Below are 21,401 nucleotides of genomic sequence, written 5' to 3'. Positions count from 1 at the left end.
TCATATGTATGCATACTATATGAAAAATAAAAGAGTCCAAGTCCAAATAAGGAGAGACTTTGAGCTGCGCTCAAAGATCCCTAAAAAGGAGAGACTTTGAGCTGCGCTCAAAGATCCCTATATTAGGTGGTGAACACATGAATATCGCATTTGATATGTCATTTACACTGACGGAATCCAAACATCGATCAGTGGGTAAATTTGCCAGAAGATTGATCCGTTCGATTCGAAAGGAAAATCCAAGTCACACCTACCATTCTTTTTACCCGGATACGGGTTCTAACGCCCTGCCCATTCAGGCTCAGCTGGAGCGATTTTTGAATAATCGTGCGATTGACCTTTTTCAAATCTTCAGTCCGTTTGAAAAGAGGTTACCTCCCCTAAGAAAAGCATGGTTTGGTAAGACGAAGGTGGCTGTGCTTCTGCAAGAAAGGATGATACCCGAAGAACTGGACAAAATCGATTTTATCCAATCGTGTGATTTGATTCTGGCTAACTGCGAATCGATCAAGCAGGAAGCCATACGTACTGCTGGGATTGCCCCGGAGAAAATTAAATTGATATACGGCGGAGCGGGCAGGCGATTTAAACGGGTGCCAAACGATGACGAAGCCTTGAGTAAGTTTGGCATTCTCAAACCATTTGTTATGAGTACGGCAGATGTGACTGACAGGCAGCATGTGTCTAAACTGATCAAAGCTTTTGGACAGGTGAATGACCAGATGAACCGACACTATCAATTGGTGATCACAGGCGACTTGAATAATGTTGATAAGAAATCGCTATTGGCAGAAGCAGGGCGAACTGGAACGAATCAAGATGTACTGTGGCTGAATGGGATGTCCGATCGCAGGCTCATAAAGCTGTATAACGGTGCCCAGCTATTCGTGTATCCATCACAAGATGAGGGTTCCGGAGTAACTGTGTTGGAGGCGATGGCATGCGGTACACCTGTGCTTACTTTCGCACATTCTCCTTTCCTTACCATTTCTGGCGATGCAGCCTACCAGGTCCATCCAAGCAATGGAGCAGCTATTAGACAAGGGTTGACTGCATGCTTATTAGATGAGGAAGTAAGGAGCAATTTGCGGAGCAAAGGCTTTGATCGAACCGATCAATTTGATTGGTATTCGGCAGGTGCTAAGGTTCTGGAAGCTTATCAGTATGCTTTGCGTAAAAAACTTGCCATATTCTCGCCACTCACACCGCTCAAAAGCGGAATAGCCCATTATCTGAATGTCATCTTACCTTCTTTTCAAGAAAATTATGAATGCGACTTGTTCATTAATGAAGGGTATGAACCTTTATTGCCTCCCGAGATTGAGGATGATCAAATAAAGCGCATATTTAAACACCATGTATTCGAGCAGAAAGCCCATCAATACGATGAGGTGATGTTTCAACTAGGTAATAGCAAAAATCACGCCTACATGGTTCCATATGTGAAAAAATACCCGGGAGTTGTCATTTTACACGATCTTTATTTGAATAAATGTTCAGATGATGACATTGATGATTATTTGAAGTCGGCCAAATCTATTATTGTTCATAATCAATATGCGCAAAGATTTTTATTAAACAAAGGTTATCGTAATGTAGGATTATGCCGATTGCCGCAAAAACTTCCTGTTATGATCTCGCTCTTGATGGATCGTGATTTTGTGTTTTCCAGCTTTGGCCGTATGGAAGAAAACAAGCACATTGAGCTCGCCATTCGCTGCGTGAAAAGGCTGTATGAAGAAGGATTTACAGATATTCGTTATACCATCGCCAGCAATGGAGCGTCTCGTTATCTGAAAAAGCTGAAGTCTTTTGTAAGCGCGCTAGGACTAGATCACATTGTTCAATTTATGGGGTATGTGGAGCAAGCTGAATACCAAACAATGCTAAGCCATTCGGATGTTTGCATCCAATTGCACAATCCTACGGATGGAGAATCATCGTTGACGCTGCTTGACGTTTTGTCGCATGGCAAAGCGGCTATCGTATCGGATATCGATGCTTATTCAGAGCTGCCGGGCGACGTGGTTTGTAAAATTCATCATGATGACAATGTGGAAGATGAGTTATTTCTTACCATGCATCGGCTTTACACAGATAAAAATCTGCGCAAACAGTTGAGACAACGGTCGAGAAGCTTTGTTGCTGATCATCATCCTGTTACACGGTATGTGGAAAGGTTTAAACGTATCGTGGAAAACGGTATTTATGACGAATGGCAAGAAGGATGGACAGAATGGCGTACAGCTGCTATCGGCACGCTTACAGATGCCACAAATACTTCACATGCTTCTGTCGAAACCACCCGCACCATATATCTTCAGCCTAACCGTTACCGGCGCATTCAACAAGGGATGAATCCGGTATCCTATTTCTCGTTTAATCTGAACGAACTTCCAAAGGGCTGCGTCATTCAAAGCGCCGTCATGCAAATCCCGGCTGTTACCAGGGTACTTCGCGTTCACCGAATTAAATCGTCGTGGTCCAGTCAAAGTGTGTCACGACGTAAACCGCCTGTTCGTAAATACCCGATTTTCAAACACATGGTTGAGAGTAAAACGAAATTAAGCCAAAGCATTCTTTTTACCTGGGAATGCACACAGCTTGCCCAAACCTGGATGCAGGATCAGCTGAGAAATCATGGTGTATACGTACCCAGAATATCAGCGCGAAAGAAACCTGGACTTCACTTGGTTGTGCGAGGCAAGTTTTAAGTTATTACGTTACAGCCGGAAAGAAAGAGGGAATGTGATGAAAAAGATTAAAAAAGCGATTATCCCTGCCGCTGGCTTAGGAACCAGGTTTCTTCCCGCAACGAAAGCGATGCCTAAGGAAATGCTGCCGATTGTTGATAAACCTACCATTCAATATATTGTAGAAGAAGCGGTTGAATCAGGGATTGAAGATATTATGATCGTAACCGGTCGCAGTAAAAGGTCGATTGAGGATCATTTTGATATCAATTTTGAGCTCGAATTCAATTTGCGTGAAAAAAACAAACAGAGTCTGCTGAAAATCGTTGATGACATTACCAATCTTGTAGAAATTCATTATGTGAGGCAAAAGCAAGCGCTTGGACTCGGCCATGCCATTTGGTGCGCACGTAAATTTATCGGTAACGAGCCTTTCGCCGTACTGCTTGGGGACATGATCATAGATAGTGATATCCCCTGTCTCAAGCAGCTCATGCAAATCTACGAAGAGAAGCAAGCCTCCGTTATCGCCGTGGATGAGGTGGAATGGTCGGAGGTTAGCAAGTACGGTGTCGTGGATGGGAAGCTCATTGGGGATCGGCTTTATCAGGTACACAAACTAGTTGAAAAACCGCTTACGAACCCTCCGTCCAATGCGGCTATCGTTGGAAGATACATTTTGGAACCTGAAATATTTCAAATATTAGAAAATATCCCAATGGGAGTCGGGGGAGAAATTCAACTGACGGATGCTTTGCAAGAGCTGATTCAATTCCGCCCGCTGTATGCATACAAATTTACGGGTAAGCTTTACGACGTCGGAGATAAATTGGGATTTTTGAAAGCTACGGTGGAGCTGGCTTGTAAGAATGAATCATTGCAAGAGGAGTTTAAAAAATATCTCCGCCATTTGTTAGCAGAAGGGGGTGATTGGAATTGAAAAAGGTATTGATTACGGGTGCGGCGGGGTTTCTGGGATCCCATTTAGCAAAACAGTTAATCTCACAAGGCGTCCAAGTCATCGGACTGGATAATTACTCCACAGGGAAAAAGGGAAATGTGCAGGAGTTATCGGATTCTGGTCTTTTTACTTGCATCGCGTGTGACGTCTCTGAGGAAGCCACGCTGTTGATGCCTGTACTGAATGGGGTTGAAGAAATCTATCATTTGGCGTCGCCGGCATCGCCCAAGTTTTATCAGGCGGAGCCGTTTGCTACGATCGCAGTCAATACCCTCGGCACGAAACATATGCTCGAATTGGCATTGCGCAACAAGGCCAAAATGGTCTTTACGAGCACAAGTGAAGCCTACGGAGATCCGGAAGTTCACCCCCAGCATGAAGAGTATCGGGGCAATGTCAACACGTGGGGACCCAGAGCCTGCTATGATGAAGCGAAACGGCTCGGCGAAGTACTCTGTTATGAATATGCGCATCGGTATGAATTGAAGGTAAAGGTTGCCCGTATTTTTAACACGTATTCAGCAGGCCTTCGGAATGATGACGGTCGAGTGATTTCCAATTTTGTCACCCAAGCTCTAACTGATCAAGAGATAACGGTGTATGGCGATGGAACGCAAACCCGTTCCTTCTGTTATGTGGACGATACGGTTAAAGGATTACAGCTTATGATGGCATGTGAGCAAGCGAACGGACAGGTGATCAATATTGGAAGCCCTGTTGAGATCTCCATTCTTGAGGTGGCGCACCTGGTCAAAAGCATGACACAATCGGGCAGCCGCCTTACGTTTAACCCTCTTCCTAAGGACGATCCGAAAGTAAGACGTCCTGTGATCGACAAAGCGAGAACCCTATTAGGCTGGGAGCCGAGCATTGATTTTCCGGAAGGATTGCGTCGTACGATTGAGGCATACCGAGAACAACAGTCAAAGTAAAGGTTGACGACTAACATAGCCGAGCATGTAAGAAGTCGCGCCGAGGTGACGACTCACTTAACCGAGCATGTAATAGTCGCACCAGGGTGGAGGGGAACGTCGTGGAGGTTGTATGTGTAGGTTCTGGTTACGTAGGCAGCGTGACGGGAACAGCTTTTGCCGTTCTAGGGTATCCTACAACCATTATCGATACGGATTTACGTAAGGTAAAGGAGATTAATAGGGGCAACAGCCCCATTTATGAGCCAGGACTGGCATCATGTGTTTCGCAAATGGTAAGCACTTCACTGCTGTCTGCAACACAAACTTATGATTGTGTGTATCATGCCGATGTGGTATTTATCGCGGTCGGCACACCCTCGAAATCAGACGGTACCGTTGATCTGAAGTACGTCAGGTCTGCAGCGCGAAGCATAGGGGAGCATCTTAATGCTGGCAAATTCACCGTTATCGTGAATAAATCAACGGTTCCTGTCGGCACGTCGGATTTGGTTGCATCGATCATCGAGGAAGCTTCGGGACTGCATAACAATCGGCATTTTGCGGTGGTCAGCAATCCTGAATTTCTTAGGGAGGGTTATGCGCTTGAAGACGTGTTCTTCCCGGATCGGATCGTCATCGGCACTGCTTCTCACAAAGCTATGAAAGTGATGCAGAAACTTTATGCCCCTTTGGTGGAACGGACCGATTATTCCGGCCTATTCGAACATTTCGCTTTTCCGTATAACATTAATTCTCCGAAAGCTGTTTACTTCGAAACGGATACTAAGAGTGCGGAGATGATTAAATATGTATCGAACGCCTTTCTCTCCGTGAAGATCAGTTATATTAACGAGGTAGCGAGGCTTTGTGATTCGCTTGGCGCCAATGTGTTGGATGTCGCCCACGGAATGGGGCTTGACTCGCGGATCGGGAATAAATTTTTGCAGGTGTCCAGCGGGTGGAGCGGCAGCTGCTTCCCCAAGGATACGGCGGAAATATTGTTTGAAAGCCAAAAGTATGGCTCTGAACTTTCCCTTGTAAAAGCGGCAATCGAATCGAATGTGAGTATGCACGATTATTGTATACAAAAAATACAAAGGAGTTTAACGTCCTTAAACAGCAAAAACATCGGCATTCTTGGATTGACTTTCAAACCGAATACAGACGATGCCCGCCATACGCAAGCCTCTTACATTATCGGCAAGCTTGTAGACCTGGGGGCGAATGTGGCGGTGCATGATCCCAAAGGAATGGAGATGTTCCAACAGATGAACAGTCACCTGCCCATTCGATACTGCGAACGGCCGACAGATACGGCAGCTGGTGCGGATGCTCTTGTGCTGTTGACACACTGGGATGAGTACCGTCTGTTGAACTGGGAGACGATCTACTGGCAGATGAGAAATCGTTATATTCTCGATACGAGAAACTATTTAAAGAAACTGAATCTTGCCGAGTTGGGATTTATGTATGAAGGATTAGGAATACAGTAAGTTGAAGAGGGGAGTAGAGCATGGGCAGAATAAAGCCTGTTTCCTATATACGACCTATGAGCGGCGGGAGATCCTCACCACATCTGATATTATTTAGCGATAATCATAAGTACGTAGTTAAGTTCAAGAATAATCCTCAAGGGAACTGGGTAGTGACTTATGAATACATCGTGAATACGTTGGCAAACCGTCTCCAATTACCTATCCCGCATCACAAAATAGTGCGTGTTTCAGGAAGCTTTATTAAGCACAATGAGAAGTTAGCCAAAGTTGGCTTTAAATCAGGCAACCAGTTTGCCAGCAGATTTATTGAGGATACGATGATGTTTACCGATTTATCCAGCAACATAACCAAAGAACAAATCAGAAATGTGGATCAGATTGCCGGACTCATTGTATTTGACCATTGGGTAGGCAATTCTGACCGAAATCCGAAAAACCTGCTTTTTCTGCCCGCTGACGACGGCAGCAAGCAATACGACTTCCGGATGATCGATCATGCCAATTGTTTCAATATATCTACGACGAATCCGGAGAGAAAATTTTTGCCGCTCAAGGTAAGAAAGAAAGAAGTTTATCGTTGGTGCAATACGCTTCTGGACAACAAGAAACAGTTAAGTTCGTTTGTAGACAGAATCATGGAAATCAAAAACGACGAGATTTATGAACTCATTCATTCCATGTCCGGCGATTGGCTCGTTACGGACGAGGATAAAGAAATTCTTTACAAACATATCAAATATGCAAAAAAAGCTTTGCCCGAAACAATTGATGATTATATCAAATGGTATGTAAAAGGAAAGAAATAGCTGTAAAAAACAAATATCCCGTATGTGGTCCCAGATCGGGTGCTCGCATACGGATATTTGTCATGAATTGGGGAATTAAGGTGAGATTGTATGCCCCGAGTACATATCGCGTAAGAACACTCCATTGCCCCCTCCGAGCTGAACATTATCTGGAAACCCTCCACTTAATTTGACTGAGACATTTTGAGGCATGAACCTAACTGGAATTCCTCCATCTAAATCGGTCGCTGATTGACGTCGTCGTAAGCGAATGAGATGACGTGGTATCCCATCGCATGAAGGAACGTTTCGCGGTTCAATCTACCTCGCCAATCAAGTACTTCATACTCCGGATGGAGAGCTTCGAAACTTCCCCAGAGCGGCCACCAGACGTTGCTTAGAAACAGCGATTCACCGTGACGATGCCCCCTCTCCAGCCGACCCCGGCGCTCCCCCGTTCTTCTTTTGAGATGATAATGGATATACTTATAAAAATAGAAAACGCCCCGTTTCCACTTGTCTAAATGGAACGGGACGTTCTTCGTCTCTTGCATCTGATTATAAGGTAAATGTATGCACATTGCCAGTCCATATCCTAAACTGAGCAGGGTGATTTTATCACACAATACCAGATCGTTTCAAAATCTTTTTGAGGTCTTTCATGTTCACTGTGATATCCGCACTTCTATCGTGTGGATCGACATATTCGGGAGGTCTTTCACCTTCGCCGATGATGTAGTAGTGTTTATGTCCGACCAGACTGCTCAAAATCGGATAGCAATTATGAACAAGGCTTGGCGCAAAGAACTCAATGACTGTCGCACCTGGATTGCTGAACAGCGCGTTTGTCAAACCGGCGCCATGAGGCGCTGCGATAACTTTGGCTGAGGCGAATAGTTGTATTTGACTGGAGACAGACAAATCTTCCAGAACAATCCTTTGAAACCCGAATTGCCTAAGATATTCATATACTTCAGCTTCGTTCAGCAGTTTCCTTTTTGATGCTCTTGTACGGCTGATAAATAATTTTTCGAAACCGCGGATTGGCTTCATATTTTTGTTAATCATTAGTTCTTGTCTAAGGTAGTCGCATACCCATCTTGGCCGGATGCCTCTCGTAAAATGAGGAATAACGAGCTTCTTAGCCTGCAGATGCAGTCCATCGTGACTCTCGATTACCTTTTCTCTGGAAACGCCAAGTGCTTCCAACGTTTCGTATTGAAAGGGAGCCAGCTTTTTACCGTTAATGACATAACGACTTGGTGTAATACCGCATAACTTCAGCATATGAAGACGCGGAAGGACATCCAACATCCAGTGATAATACACACCGCTGTCCATAATGCTCAGCAAGGCAACGGTGTCATAGTTTTGGTTTATTAAAGGCAAGCTGTTTAGTTGAAAGATGGAATGCTCTTCAGGAAGTTTATATTTTTCCCGAGAATGTTTCCAAATTAACTTATGATCGGGTGTCAGGATGTCCGGTTTTGCACCAAAAATTCTTCCTCCCGGTATAATGTCTACGATTCCATTGCGCTGTCTGAAAGGGGCGGCAGCTTCTGAGAAGCGTACCGTCCAGAAGTTCGGTTCTTCCAGACCAATAGGTTCCGTTAGTATAACCGGATTGTCAAAGTGAAGCTTTTTGATATGCTTTTTTTTGCTTAATTTTGTTGCGGAGATCCAATCTTTGACAACCTCGTAATAGCCGGTGGGAGCAGTCATTTTGATCATTTCTCCCATGCTCTCACCTCATTATTTTTTGTGAACGTCTGCTTTTTCCAATATCTTCGTTAATGACTCGAGGTTTACTGTAATATCCTCATACAAGGCTTTCGTATACTTATGATCTCTAGGGGGACGCTTGCCTTCACCGATCAAATAATAGTAGTCCAGCTTCATATGACTGCTGATGCCCAGGTAGTAATCCCTTACATAGTTCGGGGAAAAGATTTCGATTAGCTTAGTTCCAGGGTTAACGAAAACGAGATTTGCCAGCGAGGCTCCATGTGCAGAGATGATTACTTTGGCCGATTTAAACATAAAAACTTGTTCAGCAAACGTCATGGCGTCCGGATGAATGCATCGAAACCCATATGCTTTAAGAAGTGCCAGCACTTCTTCTTCGTTCCTGATTTTGCGACCTCCGGCATGAGCACGGCTAATATAGATGCGTTCGAAATTTTTGGAAGCACTCTTCGTGCTGCAGCTGGACAATGCCTCTCTCAGAAATTGGCTGGTCCATTCCGGATATATGTGCGCATAAGGCATCCACTTGGAAAATTTATCGAAAACAACCAGCCTTTTTGCTTTTAGATGGAAATTTTCACTAGATATGAGCACTTTCTCTTTCGGGATTCCTAGAGCGTTCAGCATCTCCATATAAGGGAAATTACCTGGAGGGCTAATGACGTATTTATCAATGAGTATCTTGCTTTTGCGGAGCAATGCGATTCGCGGAAGAACATCGAACATCCAATGGAAATAGTTGTTGGGATATCTGAAAGACAGGACGGCGACTGTTTTTTTCGTATAGTGAGGCTCGGGCAATTGTTCCTTTCCTTTGAGAATATCCGGGTAAGAAACGTGTCTGATTACTTTATTCTCAGGCGTCAAAACGACTCCCCTGGCTCCATATATTCGGCCGTTCTCAATTACGGCGACATTGATTTTAGGGTAATAAGTGTTCTCTTTCCAACGCTCGGAGCATCTGCGAAAATACCAATGGAGCTTTTTTTCGATCGTTTTCGGTTCCAAAAAAGGGACAGATTGTTGAAAATCAAACTGCATCAATTTGTTTTTAGAGGATTCGCTTATCTTGAACCATTTTTTTATAATTAGATAATCTTTTTTGGGGGGGATATCGCGATCGGATAGTGTCATACGTAGTTTCCTCGCTCTTGAATAAGTTTCTTCATATCTTCTTTATTTTTGGCTTTTTGATATTTCTTAAGGATCTCATTATTGGCATCATGATTTGGGTTGCCTTTCGTTCCTACATAGGGATGCCAAAGATGATAGACATCGGTATCAAGCCTCTTAAATTTTCCGCAGATGGCATTCACAGATAAAGAAAATGCAGTATCCTCGCAGCCCCAGCCTACAAATCGTTCATCGAATCCGCCTACCTTTTTGAACGCCTTGCGAGGCAGCACATTTAATTTACCAGCCCAGCGCGAGAAGTCTTTGAAGCGATAGTCTTTCACTTTCACTTTTAAAGGCCATTTTGCTTTGCTTTCGTAAATTTTTTTGGAATTTTCCTCGGAGATGTTGAGCACGTTATGGAACGGTACGACCCACGCATGCTCATCGAGCAGTTTGATAGATTTGAGAATCAATTCCGGATCGAAAATCGTATCGTTATCGGCTATGACAATGATGTTTCTTGTTGATTTTTTGAAGGCATTATTAATCGCTTTAGATCTGTTGAAGAGCTCGCTGTTATCTTCTCCGATACATATTTCGGCTTCGGGCAGCGCTCTCTTATAAAACTTCTTAATCCATTTGAAGGCCGCATCTCTTGGACCATTGTCCGACTTATAAGGTATAAGCACAGATACGTCTTGGAACATGGCATAAACCTCCTTAGAGTTTTTCGCCAGAAAAACTGGCATCGTAAGCTTACGCTTAGAGTTTTTCGCCAGAAAAACTGGCATCGTAAGCTTACGCTTGGAGTTTTTTGCCAAAAAAACTGGCATCGTAAGCTTACGTTTTTGCGCAGCAAAACTTACTTAATAAGCATCTGCTGTGTGTATAGTAGTATGTTATGCAATTACTTCTGTATAGAGAGGGGCTTATTCACTAGTCCGTTAAAATAGATTTTACAAAATTAACAAATTGAATATATATACCAGGGTTTTTGCCCAACACGGGCACTCTATGGTGCAAATATATTGGAGATAGAGGTCTAGAGCTAAACTTGAATGTAAGGACGGTGACCCGTGATTGAATATCTTATTTAAAGGCTTTTTCTATACCGGCAGCGGATATGCGGAGGGCAACCGGGCACTCCTGCGCATCTTACATCATTGTGGATACCGTGTTCGTATTGTGCCCAGGGACAGGGAATCCGACAAAAGCATAGCACTGACACCGGAGGAGATTAAGTATCTATCCTCTTTTGAACATACGAAATTACCGTCCAACGATATATTTCTATTTCGGGGGTCTGGCTCAGCGCTTCATTCACATCCGGACTTTCGTATCAATATCGCCCACACAACTTTCGAAACTGATCGATTGCCAGTCTCGTGGGTTCCAACGTTAAATCAATTTAACGAGGTCTGGGTCCAATGCGATTTTAATAAAAAAACGTTTGAGTTTTCGGGCGTGAAGGTCCCGTTACGGTTCATCCCTTATTTCTTCAATGATTCCTTGTATATTCCGCAAGGTGACAAGTTACCTCTACCTTTGACTCACTCGTACAAATTTCTGTCAGTATTCGATTTGATTGAGCGCAAGGGGTATGATGTGCTGCTTCGTGCGTATCTGAACGAATTTTCGCTGAATGAAGATGTGGCTCTTGTCATCAAGGTTCGCAATCACGAAGGAGTTGAGAAACTGCAGAGCCTCATTGAAGCCCATCCTAAACCGAAACAGGAGCGGCCGGCGATCCATATCATTGACCAGATGCTGCTGACACCAGAGCTGCTTAGTTTATACAGAGCGTGCGATGCTTTTGTACTTCCTACTCGTGGCGAGGGCTGGGGAAGGCCTTTTTTTGAAGCGATGCTGATGGATATGCCCGTCATTGGAACGAATTGGAGCGGTCAGACAGAGTATATGCATGAGGGGAATTCGTTTCTGATTCGCGTGAAAAAGTTAGTGCCTGTTCGCTTGAAAGATCATCCGGATCCAGCCAAGTACAGCGGACATTATTGGGCGGAGCCTTCAACAAAAGATACGCAGAGGAAAATGAGGCTTGTCTTTGAACATCGGGAAGAAGCGAAGGCCACCGGTCAAAGGGCACGGCGTGAGCTTTTACAGAAATACAGCATGCAGGAAGTCGCCAAAAAGGTTGCCAAGGAAATTGAGAAATTCCGGATGTAAGCATCCTCTATAAGGAAGGTGGATGTTCATGAACATTCTGTTGGAAGGTATATTCTACAATGGGCACGGCTTCGCTGAAGGAAATCGCATTTTGCTGCGTATCTTGGATCGTGCCGGTTATCGTGTCCGAATACTTGCCAGAGATTCGCATGAAAAGAACCTTGTATTGGATCCTAAAGAAATTGCTTACATCTCTTCATTTGAGAAAAAAAAATTGACTTCCAACGATATTTACATTTGTAACTTTGTAGGATCCTCCATTAAATATAATCCGGATTTTCGTATTAATATTGCGCGAACGACGTTTGAAACTGACAGGATCCCCAGCAGTTGGGTTCCGGAGTTAAATAAGTTCGATGAGGTGTGGGTGCAGAGTTCCTTTAATGTGCGCACGTTTACAAGATCCGGCGTAAGTGTCCCGCTTAGGCTAATTCCCAATTTTTTTGATCTACATGCCTATGATTTAAATGTGAAGCCCTTATCACTGCCTGTTTCCAGGTCCTTTTTATTTCTGGCCGTCTTTGATTTGCAGCACCGCAAAGGATACGACATTTTGCTTCAAGCATTTCTAAATGAATTTTCGCATACCGACAACACTGCCCTGGTCATCAAAGTTCGTAATAGTGCCGGCATTCACAATTTGGAAAGCATTATCGACGAACACCCGAAATTGAAAAATGAAAGGCCCATCATTTATATCATCGATCAAATGTTATCTACCCGAGAGCTCCTGGGGCTTTATAAAACGTGTCATGCGTTTGTGCTTCCTACGCGGGGGGAGGGTTGGGGGAGGCCGTTTTTTGAAGCCATGCTGATGGAAATGCCTGTGATAGGTACGGATTGGAGCGGGCAAACGGATTTTATGAACGAAGGGAATTCATTCCTAATTAAGGTCGAAAGGTTGATTCGGATTGAGAATAATGAGTTTCCGCTGTTCAATGGACATCTTTGGGCACAGCCTTCGATTCATGATTTACAGAAAAAAATGAGGGTTGTGTTCGAACATCCTGATGAAGCCAAGGAAATCGGTAAAAAGGCGCGAATCGATCTGCTTGTTAGCTACAATATGAACGAAGTTGCTAAGAGGGTGATGAAAGAGATCAATAAGTTTCACCTAAAGGAAGGTGGAAATAATGAACATCTTATTGGATGGTAAATTCTATAACGGGCACGGACTTGCCGAAGGAAACCGTATTCTGTTACGGATACTCGACAAAGCCGGATATCGTGTACGCATTTCAGCCAGAGATAAGGCAGAGAAACACAAGCTGCTGCCTCCGGAAGAAGTGAAATTTATCTCCAAGTTCGAGCATACAAAATTAACTTCGAACGACATTTATATGTACAACTGGGTAGGCTCCAATGTTTGTTATAATCCAGATTATCGCGTCAACATTGCTCGAACGACATTCGAAACCGACCGGATTCCCGATTCATGGGTGCCTGTGTTGAACAAGTTTAATGAGGTGTGGGTGCAAAGCAAGTTTAACCAACAAACCTTTACCTCTTCCGGTTTGACCGCTCCATTACGATTGATTCCTAACTTTTTCGATTTGAGCGAGTTTACCCCTCAAGGCCCTCAATTAAGTTATTCATTTCCTGAATCGTTCTTATTTCTGTCTGTATTTGATTTAAAGAAGCGCAAAGGCTATGATGTTCTGCTTCAAGCTTTTCTCAATGAATTTTCAAGAAACGATAACGTTGCATTGTTAATTAAAATACGGGACAACAGTAAAAGCGACGCGATCGAGCAGTTTATGGCGTGCCACCCCAAGCCAAAGAAGGAATGGCCTCGCGTATATATCATCGATCATATGCTGCCCATGGAGGATATTCTCAAATTATATCGCTTATGCGATGCCTTCGTGCTTCCGACAAGGGGAGAGGGATGGGGAAGGCCCTTTTTTGAAGCCATGCTGATGGAAATGCCTGTAATCGGCACGAATTGGAGCGGCCATACGGAATTCATGAATGAGGAAAATTCGTACCTAATTCGTGTAAAACGTTTGACTCAAATTGAAGAAGAAAATCCCATGTTTAACGGACACTTCTGGGCGGAACCATCGGTCAAGGACCTGCAGAAAAAAATGAGATACGTATACGAGCATCCTGAAGAGGCGAAAGCGATCGGTCAAAAAGCGCGCAGAGATCTTTTAAACAGATACAATATGAGCAAAGTTGCTAGAAGCGTGGTTCGGGAAATTGACAAGTATCAATACTTGTTTAAATGAAGAGGACACATGCAATCAAATGAAAACGAATGGAATCGAAAGGTGAGGAAGCAGGTGAATATTTTGCTCGACGGTATCTTTTATAACGGACACGGGCTCGCGGAAGGGAACCGTAGCCTGCTCAGGATACTGGATAAGGCAGGATATCGTGTGCGAATTTACGTAAGGGACTCATCCGACAAACAAATGGCGCTGCATCCGAAAGAGATCAAATATATTTCCTCGTTTGAGAACAACCGTTTAACTTCTAACGATATGTATATCTATAACTGGATTGGATCCCATGCAAGATACAATCCCGAATTTCGAATTAACATTGCCCGAACCACGTTCGAGACAGACCGGATCCCAAGCAGTTGGGTGCCCGCATTGAACAAGTTCAACGAAGTCTGGGTGCAAAGTAAGTTCAATATGACGACATTTACCTCATCCGGAGTAAAGGTTCCAATGCGTCTGATTCCCAATTTTTTTGATTTCGGTCAATTCTCTCCAGCAGGACCTGATCTATCACTGCCTGTACCTGAATCTTTCAAATTTCTATCCGTTTTCGATGTAAAGGAGCGCAAAGGCTATGATATTTTGCTCCGTGCTTTTCTGAATGAATTTACCCCTGAAGATCAAGCTGCATTGGTCATCAAAATACGTGATAGCAGTAGAACCCATATCATTGAACAGTGCATTAAAGCCCATCCAAAACCGAAAAAGAAACGACCGAATGTCTATATCATCGATCATATGTTAGAACCTGCAGACATCGTGAGCCTATACCGGGCGTGCGATGCGTTTGTTCTTCCTACTAGAGGAGAAGGCTGGGGAAGGCCTTTTTTTGAGGCGATGCTGATGGAAATGCCGGTTATCGGGACGAATTGGAGCGGCCATACAGATTTTATGCATGAACGCAATTCCTACCTTATCGACATCAAAGGACTAACCCAGATTTCAGAATATGAAAACCCTCTGTTTATCGGACATTATTGGGCTGAACCTTCCGTGGAGGATTTGCAAATCAAAATGAGGCGTGTACTGGAAAGAAAGGCAGAAGCAAAAATGAGAGCCATGGCGGCTAAACAGGAGCTTCTTCAAACTTACAATCGGAGAGAAACCTCCATGAAGGTCATTCGTGAAATAGAAAAGTACAGGGGATGAAAACAAATGACGATTCATTCGTATACAATTTCTGTCTTTGGTCTTGGCTATGTAGGGTGCGTATCGGCAGCATGTCTGGCCGAGCTCGGCAACCAGGTCATCGGTGTAGATGTGAATCTGCATAAGGTGGATCTGTTCAATCAGGGAAAGCCGACCATTATCGAGAAAGGCATAGCTGAATTGGTTGAAGAGCAGCATAAGCAAGGCAGATTATCGGCAACGAGTGATATTCAGGCAGCAGTCAGACAGGCGGATATTTGTCTGATCTGTGTAGGAACGCCTTCCGACAAAAACGGATACCCGGATCTTTCATTTATATGGCATGTGGCTGAACAAATCAGTGAAGCCATTAAGGGAAGAGAGGCTTTCCAGACGATCATCATACGATCTACCGTTCCTCCTGGAACATGCCGGGAAATCGAGCACATCATAGCACGATCCGGCAAGCGAATAGATCAGGATTTTACCGTCGTCAGCAATCCGGAGTTTTTACGCGAAGGAACGAGTATTGAGGATTACTTTCATCCGCCTTACACATTAATCGGTACGCATAACGAGCAAGCCTTAGATATGCTGAGACGAATCTACGGCCCTATTAACGCCCCGATACTGGAGACGGATAGAGAAGTGGCGGAGATGATCAAATACGTCAATAACTCGTTCCACGCTTTAAAAGTCGTATTTGCTAATGAGATTGGCGCGCTTTGTCATTCGATGGGGGTTGATCCTCACACACTCATGGATTTGTTCTGTCAAGACCGACATTTGAATATCTCGCCGGCGTACCTGAAGCCTGGCTTTGCCTTTGGGGGCTCCTGCTTGCCGAAGGACCTTAAAGCACTTAATGCCATGGCCCGGTCACGGAATGTGGAAATGTCGGTGCTTTCCTCGGTTGAACGCAGCAATGCCCTGTTGATCGAACGGGCGCTCGAACTGATTTTGGCGGAGGGCAAGGTTCGGGTGGGTGTGCTCGGTCTGGCATTCAAATCAGGAACGGATGATTTGAGGGAGAGTCCGGTAGTGAAGCTATTGGAACGACTCATTGGCAAAGGCTATGAGATCAAGATTTATGATCAAAATGTGCTTGCCTCCCAGCTAATGGGTACTAATAAACAGTATATTGAATCTACAGTTCCTCATCTGGCCAGATTGCTTGCGTCTGATTTGCAGGAAGTCAAGGAATTCGCCGATTTGATTGTCGTCACACAAAAAACCAAGGAGTACTATTCCTTGGTGACGGACATCTTGCCATTTAAACCGGTAATTGATCTGGTACGTATATCAGATACGATTCCCGATTCCAGCTATTATAAGGGACTTTTGTGGTAACTTTATTTCTGATTTTGAAGCTCTATCCATTTGTTATAAAGGAATGCATCCACTTCTAAAACCTGTTTCATGAAATCATCTCTATATCCCAAGAGCCCCAGCTCTTCCAGGAGTTTACGGGGATAGGGATGTTTTTTTTTGTAAGAATAGACGTGATCGATGACTTTAAGACGTTTGCTTTTCACTACATAAATATGTCGGGGTCTCGCATCGAGCCGAGTGAGCTTTAAACGCTCCATGTCCTGCAGCATTTCAATGAGCTGGTTCGCGACCCATTTTGGAAAAGCCTTCTTTTCCTTCAAATATTCAGGAAGGGTTGGCCCCTTCAGGAACTCCATAACCACGTAATTCCGCCCGGTTTCGTACAGCTCAGGGAAAAAGGGGGAGTTGGATGCTTTGGCTGCCGCAAGCACTTTCTTTTCTCTTAATACGTCCTTTTCTCTGGCATAGATTTTCACGCATCGGTCGGACGAAAGTTGAAATACAGCTCCTTGCGCACCCTGACCGAGCAGTTTGTATGTGGTTGGATTATGGATGATTAAAGGAGATCCTTCGGTTACGGTTATATTTCTGAAATCTTCCATGACTGCTTTCTTATCTTCATTGAAGCTTCCGATGATCTTTCTAAAATCAAACATGGCATCCATCTCCTTTTCTATGAAATGCTGTGCAATTCGTCGTTTCTTCATAAATGGAAGCTTTTCCTACTAGTTTATGGAACGTGGAAGGGGAATGCTTGGGTGTAAAGGAATGCGGGAAACATCCTATTTTTTATAAAATAGACCAATTGCTTCCTGCATTTGTCCAAGCAATTTGCTCTTAAATTGCATCTACTACACTGTAGTACAAAAAATAATCATATTTTAGGAGGAACAAATAATGAGTGATGAAGCACGGATCAAGTATTATGATTTTTCCAAGTTCCCGCCGATTCCAGGAGTAACTCCGCTCACTCCATTAACGGTTGCAACTACGGCTGCCACACAAACAACGCTTGCTACTCTAAAATTGAAGCACATTAGACCTGACGACAGACAGGTATTGTCCGCATCTATCGACCTTACTTTCACTGGGACGATTCCAGCACAAACTGGTGCTCTTACTGTTGCAACCCTGACTGTTACGTACCGAATTTGGCGTGATGCTGTTAATACAGGAACCCTGGTTGCTCAATTTCGTGACACCCTTGCAACTCAAATAGCTGCTGCTGCCACTACATTTACCGCTATAGGAACAACATCATTCAAGGTTACGGATACCCTTGCACCAAAAGGAAATCACACGTACTTTTTAACAGCTGAAGTAACCGGTTTCTCTGCACTAAATGCTGCTGGCGCTGCGGTTGCTATTACAACTCCAGTTGTTTCTGTTGGTTCTCTTGAACTTAATGGTTTTGTCGTCGACGAAAACGAAAGCTAATATTGAATTTGTCAGCCGCCCTCAGCGCATTCTTCGCTGAGGGCGGTTTACATATTATTTCTGGAATGTCCAAGCAACAGGGGCTCTTCATTTGCATCTATTACAATAATAATGATTTGAGGAGGAAGAAAATGGCGAGAAGTGCAAGAGTGAAATATTTAGGTTTTGAAAATGGTACAGGATTAATTCCCCCCTCTTCCAACGACAATGGTAGTAGATACACCGTATAACCTGGGTTCAGTAACGCTAAAAGGGGCCAAGAGCAAAGACCGTGAGGTTGTGATGGCGACGATCAGTCATCAATTGACAATCAACAAAGGTTCAAGGGGCGGGGATTACCAAATCCTATTCCAACTTTACCGAGCTGTAGGGAGCCGAGCAAAGAAACTGGTCTACTCGACTGTTGATGGAGGAGACCGTAGTGTTGATTTAACGCCTGCTGAAGCTGGATTGGTTAGTCCGAAAGGCACAACAACCTCCTTTGTTTTCGCAGAAACGGGCAATCAGGGTAAGATTACTTACACGCTGATTGCAACTGTAATTCAAAATGGTGCTGCGGATGGTACAAGTACAATAAGTCTTCGAACCCCCAATCCGGTCTATCTTATTGGCACACTTTATGATGAAAATGAGTCGTAAAGACGAAATCGCAGTCCCACTTTGCGCAAATCCGCATATGCTAAATGAGAAAGTTCCGGAAGGAGAGCCTTTGATCTCCGACCTTAGGAGGAACAACCATGGAGGAAAAAATAGATTCGATACTCAAGCACATGGCGAGATCACAGCATGAGCTGGCCCGTCTCCTGGAAGCCAAACGCTTCGTGATTGTTCACATGGCTACGATGGTTGAACAGATTCCGGATAAGGATCATTCTTTAGGAGATATTGAATCGTTGATGGAACACTCCCTAGGGATAACGAAAGGGGTAACCGGTTATTTAACTAGTCTTGCTGATTTGACGGAAGCGCTGGCCGATAATCTGGCTCCAATTATGAAGATATTGAAAGAGGATGAGGAATCAAGTGAAGAGTAAAGGCGAGACTGGGGGCGAATATCGTGAGCAGAGAAGATAGTTGCTTGTCCATTCTGAAGGCTGCGGCGAAAATTCAGTATAACGTGGCGTTAATCCTGGAAGCCAAAGCCATCCATGCTGAAAAATCCCGCAATTGGATCTGCCATCATTTATCTACAGACGCCTATGAAAATCATGCAGAGCAAGTCAAAAAGTCGCACGATATCCATGAGCAGCTCATTGCTGTCATTCACGGAATAACCAAGATGGAGGAAGCATTTGCCAAAAATTTGGAGATTCTTATTGGAGAGAAAGAAGACACTTCAGGTGCTGGAGCTGGCGGAGGACTTGGTAATATGTTCGGTTTAGGCGGCGGGTTAGAAAAATGAGGATCGGGGAAAGAGAGCAGTGGATCAAGTTAGATGTATTAAACTCTTTGGCACGCAGTCAACGTGCTTTGGCCCGAATTATTGAGAGCGTGGCTCAATCCGTGGAAGAAACCCCCCCGCTGGCCAAGCAAGTGGCCGAGAATCTGGAATCGATTGTGCGCTATCAGCAGATTCTTACGAGGAAGATAACGGGTATTTCAATCCGTGAAAAACAAAAAGGGACTCCGGCTGATCCGTGGTTGAATCCACATACAGGAGCCTATAAGGCAGTTCGCATGCCCCCTTCCTAATTCTAAGGATTAGATGAGGAGGTTTTTTTTGTTGGGACAGGCCATCTCAAACCCATTCCTTGTGACTTTGTCCATGTCCCCTTTTTTACCATAAACGAATTCATCAAACTCATACTAGTCATTCGCCAATTTCTAGCCAAGCTGGGTAAATGCATATGAATCTGCATATGGGCATTCATAGTATGGTAGGAAGCAGCTTGAACATCCATCATCTAGCCAAAAACGAAAGGAGTGAAAGTGGTATGAGGAAAGGGGGAAACTCCGTAAAGCCTGGGCAGCCTCTGAAATCTTCCACACCAAAGACCAGTAGATCTAAGGCAGCCAACCGGAAAGGAATCTTAAAGGTAAACTATAAGAAGAAGGAATCGAAACCTATGAAAAAGAGGCAACCCGAAACAGCCTCCACAGAGCTAGCTGTTCAAAAGGAAGAAGTGCTTGTCGAGCCGAACCCGAACCCGAACCCGAACCCGAACCCGAACCCTTTAGACTTACAGGAAGGTGTGAATTTGATCGGGTACATTCGTACGGAAATCGGATTGGGGGAAGCAAGCCGTTTAATGGCGAAGGCGTTCGAAGCAGCAGAGCTGCCTTTCGGAATGATTGATTTCGCCGACGGTGGAGCCAAAAGCGCAAGAAACGAAGATAGTTCTTGGGTTCACAAGGAGATGAATCATGCCCCTTATAAGATTAACTTTTTCCATATGAATGCAAATAACTTGCGTATTGCTTACGACTATCCGTTCCATCCATTAGGTAAGGAAGTATTCCGCAACAGGTTCAACATCGGTTACTGGGCGTGGGAGCTGCCTGAATTTCCGGATGAATGGTGCAGCAGCTTTGAGTTGGTCAATGAAGTTTGGGTGCCATCGCAATTTATAGTAGATGCGGTGCAGAAGAAATCCCCTTTGCCGGTTATCAGAATTCCTCATGCAATTCAAGTCAAACATGCGGATTCGTTTGATCGGGCAGCATTTGGGCTCCCGGGCGGGCAATTCCTATTCTTATCCATGTATGACACGCACAGCATAATGGAGAGAAAAAATCCCCAGGCCGTGATTAAAGCATTCAAGAAGGCATTCCTGATAAATGACTTATCTGTCGGATTGGTCATTAAAGTAAACAACCCGAATTCCAATCCAAGAGATCTCGAAGAGATTAAGCAGCAAATCGAAGGATATGCCAACATATATTTGATTGATGATATATTAAGCCGTGACAAGGTAGATACGTTAATCAACTCCACAGATTGCTTTGTTTCCCTTCATCGTTCTGAAGGCTTCGGACTCGTCTTGGCTGAAGCGATGTACTTGGGCAAACCTGTCATTGGAACGAATTGGTCAGGTAATACCGATTTTATGAACACCGACAATTCTTGTCCAGTGAACTACAGTCTTGTTTCCGTGGGTAGGGACATTGGACCTTACAAAGCACATCAAATCTGGGCAGACCCGGATATTGAACATGCTGCCTACTACATGCGCAGACTGGTGCAGGATTCGAAGTGGAGAAAGTTGATAGCAGATCATGGTCAAAAAACCATACACGCCGAGTACTCGCCTCTGGCTGTAGGACAAAAAGTGAAGCAACGGCTTACGGAGCTGAAGTTACTATAGAGTTAGTTTTAGCTAGATGTCCCATTTTCACAAAATCATGCAGAGGGCTTAAACGAATGCCGTGCCCTTCGAGATG

The 21,401-nt window shown here is 44.2% G+C and carries 20 protein-coding genes and 1 pseudogene; 16 read left to right on the top strand and 5 right to left on the bottom strand.

Features of this window, described 5'->3' with window-relative positions; all coding sequences use genetic code 11:
- Nucleotides 1-137: 137 nt before the first annotated feature.
- From BLT91_RS10415 to BLT91_RS10395, 5 genes are all read left to right on the top strand, one after another.
- Nucleotides 138-2,714, top strand: coding sequence for a glycosyltransferase (locus BLT91_RS10415; protein WP_090820438.1), 2,577 nt, complete (start codon nucleotides 138-140; stop codon nucleotides 2,712-2,714).
- Nucleotides 2,715-2,751: 37 nt separating this feature from the next.
- Nucleotides 2,752-3,633 carry a UTP--glucose-1-phosphate uridylyltransferase GalU gene (galU, locus tag BLT91_RS10410; RefSeq protein ID WP_090820436.1) on the top strand — a complete coding sequence of 294 codons (882 nt, stop codon included), beginning with the start codon at nucleotides 2,752-2,754 and terminating at the stop codon, nucleotides 3,631-3,633.
- Complete coding sequence (locus tag BLT91_RS10405; RefSeq protein WP_090820434.1) at nucleotides 3,630-4,586, top strand: GDP-mannose 4,6-dehydratase; 957 nt, start codon at nucleotides 3,630-3,632, stop codon at nucleotides 4,584-4,586. Before galU ends, BLT91_RS10405 begins: the two co-directional genes overlap by 4 nt.
- 101 nt (nucleotides 4,587-4,687) lie before the next feature.
- Complete coding sequence (locus BLT91_RS10400; protein ID WP_090820432.1) at nucleotides 4,688-6,061, top strand: UDP-glucose dehydrogenase family protein; 1,374 nt, start codon at nucleotides 4,688-4,690, stop codon at nucleotides 6,059-6,061.
- Between the two features lie 20 nt (nucleotides 6,062-6,081).
- On the top strand, nucleotides 6,082-6,870 hold the full coding sequence (locus tag BLT91_RS10395; protein WP_090820430.1) for a HipA family kinase: 789 nt from the start codon (nucleotides 6,082-6,084) through the stop codon (nucleotides 6,868-6,870).
- Nucleotides 6,871-7,091: 221 nt separating this feature from the next.
- Here BLT91_RS10395 and BLT91_RS10390 read toward each other — a convergent pair.
- The 4 genes and pseudogenes from BLT91_RS10390 to BLT91_RS10375 all read right to left on the bottom strand — a co-directional run.
- Nucleotides 7,092-7,403 (bottom strand): annotated as a pseudogene (locus tag BLT91_RS10390) (hypothetical protein); the annotation flags it as partial.
- A gap of 64 nt (nucleotides 7,404-7,467) precedes the next feature.
- On the bottom strand, nucleotides 7,468-8,589 hold the full coding sequence (locus tag BLT91_RS10385; RefSeq protein WP_090820428.1) for a glycosyltransferase family 61 protein: 1,122 nt from the start codon (nucleotides 8,587-8,589) through the stop codon (nucleotides 7,468-7,470).
- Between the two features lie 12 nt (nucleotides 8,590-8,601).
- A complete protein-coding gene (locus BLT91_RS10380; protein ID WP_217635202.1) occupies nucleotides 8,602-9,636 on the bottom strand; it encodes a glycosyltransferase family 61 protein in 1,035 nt (344 codons plus the stop codon).
- An 89-nt stretch (nucleotides 9,637-9,725) separates the two neighbouring features.
- On the bottom strand, nucleotides 9,726-10,418 hold the full coding sequence (locus BLT91_RS10375; RefSeq protein ID WP_175532213.1) for a glycosyltransferase family 2 protein: 693 nt from the start codon (nucleotides 10,416-10,418) through the stop codon (nucleotides 9,726-9,728).
- 373 nt (nucleotides 10,419-10,791) lie between these two features.
- On the opposite strand from BLT91_RS10375, the gene BLT91_RS10370 reads away from it, so the two are divergent.
- The 5 genes from BLT91_RS10370 to BLT91_RS10350 are packed head-to-tail and all read left to right on the top strand — an operon-like array spanning nucleotide 10,792 to nucleotide 16,601.
- A complete protein-coding gene (locus tag BLT91_RS10370) occupies nucleotides 10,792-11,895 on the top strand; it encodes a glycosyltransferase family 4 protein (RefSeq protein WP_090820423.1) in 1,104 nt (367 codons plus the stop codon).
- A 28-nt stretch (nucleotides 11,896-11,923) separates the two neighbouring features.
- A complete protein-coding gene (locus BLT91_RS10365) occupies nucleotides 11,924-13,051 on the top strand; it encodes a glycosyltransferase (protein WP_175532212.1) in 1,128 nt (375 codons plus the stop codon).
- Nucleotides 13,029-14,126 (top strand): glycosyltransferase family 4 protein, encoded by a 1,098-nt coding sequence (locus BLT91_RS10360; protein ID WP_090820419.1) that lies wholly within the window; start codon nucleotides 13,029-13,031, stop codon nucleotides 14,124-14,126. Before BLT91_RS10365 ends, BLT91_RS10360 begins: the two co-directional genes overlap by 23 nt.
- A gap of 9 nt (nucleotides 14,127-14,135) precedes the next feature.
- On the top strand, nucleotides 14,136-15,272 hold the full coding sequence (locus BLT91_RS10355; protein ID WP_090820416.1) for a glycosyltransferase: 1,137 nt from the start codon (nucleotides 14,136-14,138) through the stop codon (nucleotides 15,270-15,272).
- 6 nt (nucleotides 15,273-15,278) lie between these two features.
- Nucleotides 15,279-16,601 (top strand): UDP-glucose dehydrogenase family protein, encoded by a 1,323-nt coding sequence (locus tag BLT91_RS10350; RefSeq protein WP_090820414.1) that lies wholly within the window; start codon nucleotides 15,279-15,281, stop codon nucleotides 16,599-16,601.
- Between the two features lie 2 nt (nucleotides 16,602-16,603).
- Here the strand turns inward: BLT91_RS10350 and BLT91_RS10345 are convergent, their stop codons facing one another.
- On the bottom strand, nucleotides 16,604-17,290 hold the full coding sequence (locus BLT91_RS10345) for a serine/threonine-protein kinase (protein WP_090820412.1): 687 nt from the start codon (nucleotides 17,288-17,290) through the stop codon (nucleotides 16,604-16,606).
- 190 nt (nucleotides 17,291-17,480) lie between these two features.
- Between BLT91_RS10345 and BLT91_RS10340 the strand changes: the two genes are divergently transcribed.
- The 6 genes from BLT91_RS10340 (at nucleotide 17,481) to BLT91_RS10315 (ending at nucleotide 21,325) form a co-directional block, all read left to right on the top strand.
- Complete coding sequence (locus BLT91_RS10340) at nucleotides 17,481-18,020, top strand: hypothetical protein (RefSeq protein ID WP_090820410.1); 540 nt, start codon at nucleotides 17,481-17,483, stop codon at nucleotides 18,018-18,020.
- A gap of 207 nt (nucleotides 18,021-18,227) precedes the next feature.
- Nucleotides 18,228-18,659, top strand: a complete 432-nt coding sequence (locus tag BLT91_RS10335) for a hypothetical protein (RefSeq protein ID WP_090820408.1) — start codon at nucleotides 18,228-18,230, stop codon at nucleotides 18,657-18,659.
- 98 nt (nucleotides 18,660-18,757) lie between these two features.
- Nucleotides 18,758-19,054, top strand: coding sequence for a hypothetical protein (locus tag BLT91_RS10330; RefSeq protein ID WP_090820406.1), 297 nt, complete (start codon nucleotides 18,758-18,760; stop codon nucleotides 19,052-19,054).
- Nucleotides 19,055-19,077: 23 nt separating this feature from the next.
- Nucleotides 19,078-19,422, top strand: coding sequence for an alpha-helical endospore appendage domain-containing protein (locus BLT91_RS10325; protein WP_090820404.1), 345 nt, complete (start codon nucleotides 19,078-19,080; stop codon nucleotides 19,420-19,422).
- Nucleotides 19,419-19,712: a hypothetical protein gene (locus BLT91_RS10320; RefSeq protein ID WP_090820401.1), complete on the top strand. Its 294-nt coding sequence runs from the start codon at nucleotides 19,419-19,421 to the stop codon at nucleotides 19,710-19,712. Before BLT91_RS10325 ends, BLT91_RS10320 begins: the two co-directional genes overlap by 4 nt.
- A gap of 374 nt (nucleotides 19,713-20,086) precedes the next feature.
- Nucleotides 20,087-21,325 carry a glycosyltransferase family 4 protein gene (locus BLT91_RS10315; protein ID WP_090820591.1) on the top strand — a complete coding sequence of 413 codons (1,239 nt, stop codon included), beginning with the start codon at nucleotides 20,087-20,089 and terminating at the stop codon, nucleotides 21,323-21,325.
- Nucleotides 21,326-21,401 lie beyond the last annotated feature (76 nt).

Origin of the sequence: Paenibacillus sp. yr247 (assembly GCF_900103825.1) — a bacterium.
Lineage (GTDB): Bacteria > Bacillota > Bacilli > Paenibacillales > NBRC-103111 > Paenibacillus_E.
Note: the sequence above shows the minus strand (reverse complement) of the source record. Positions and strands in the feature narration are given on the sequence as shown.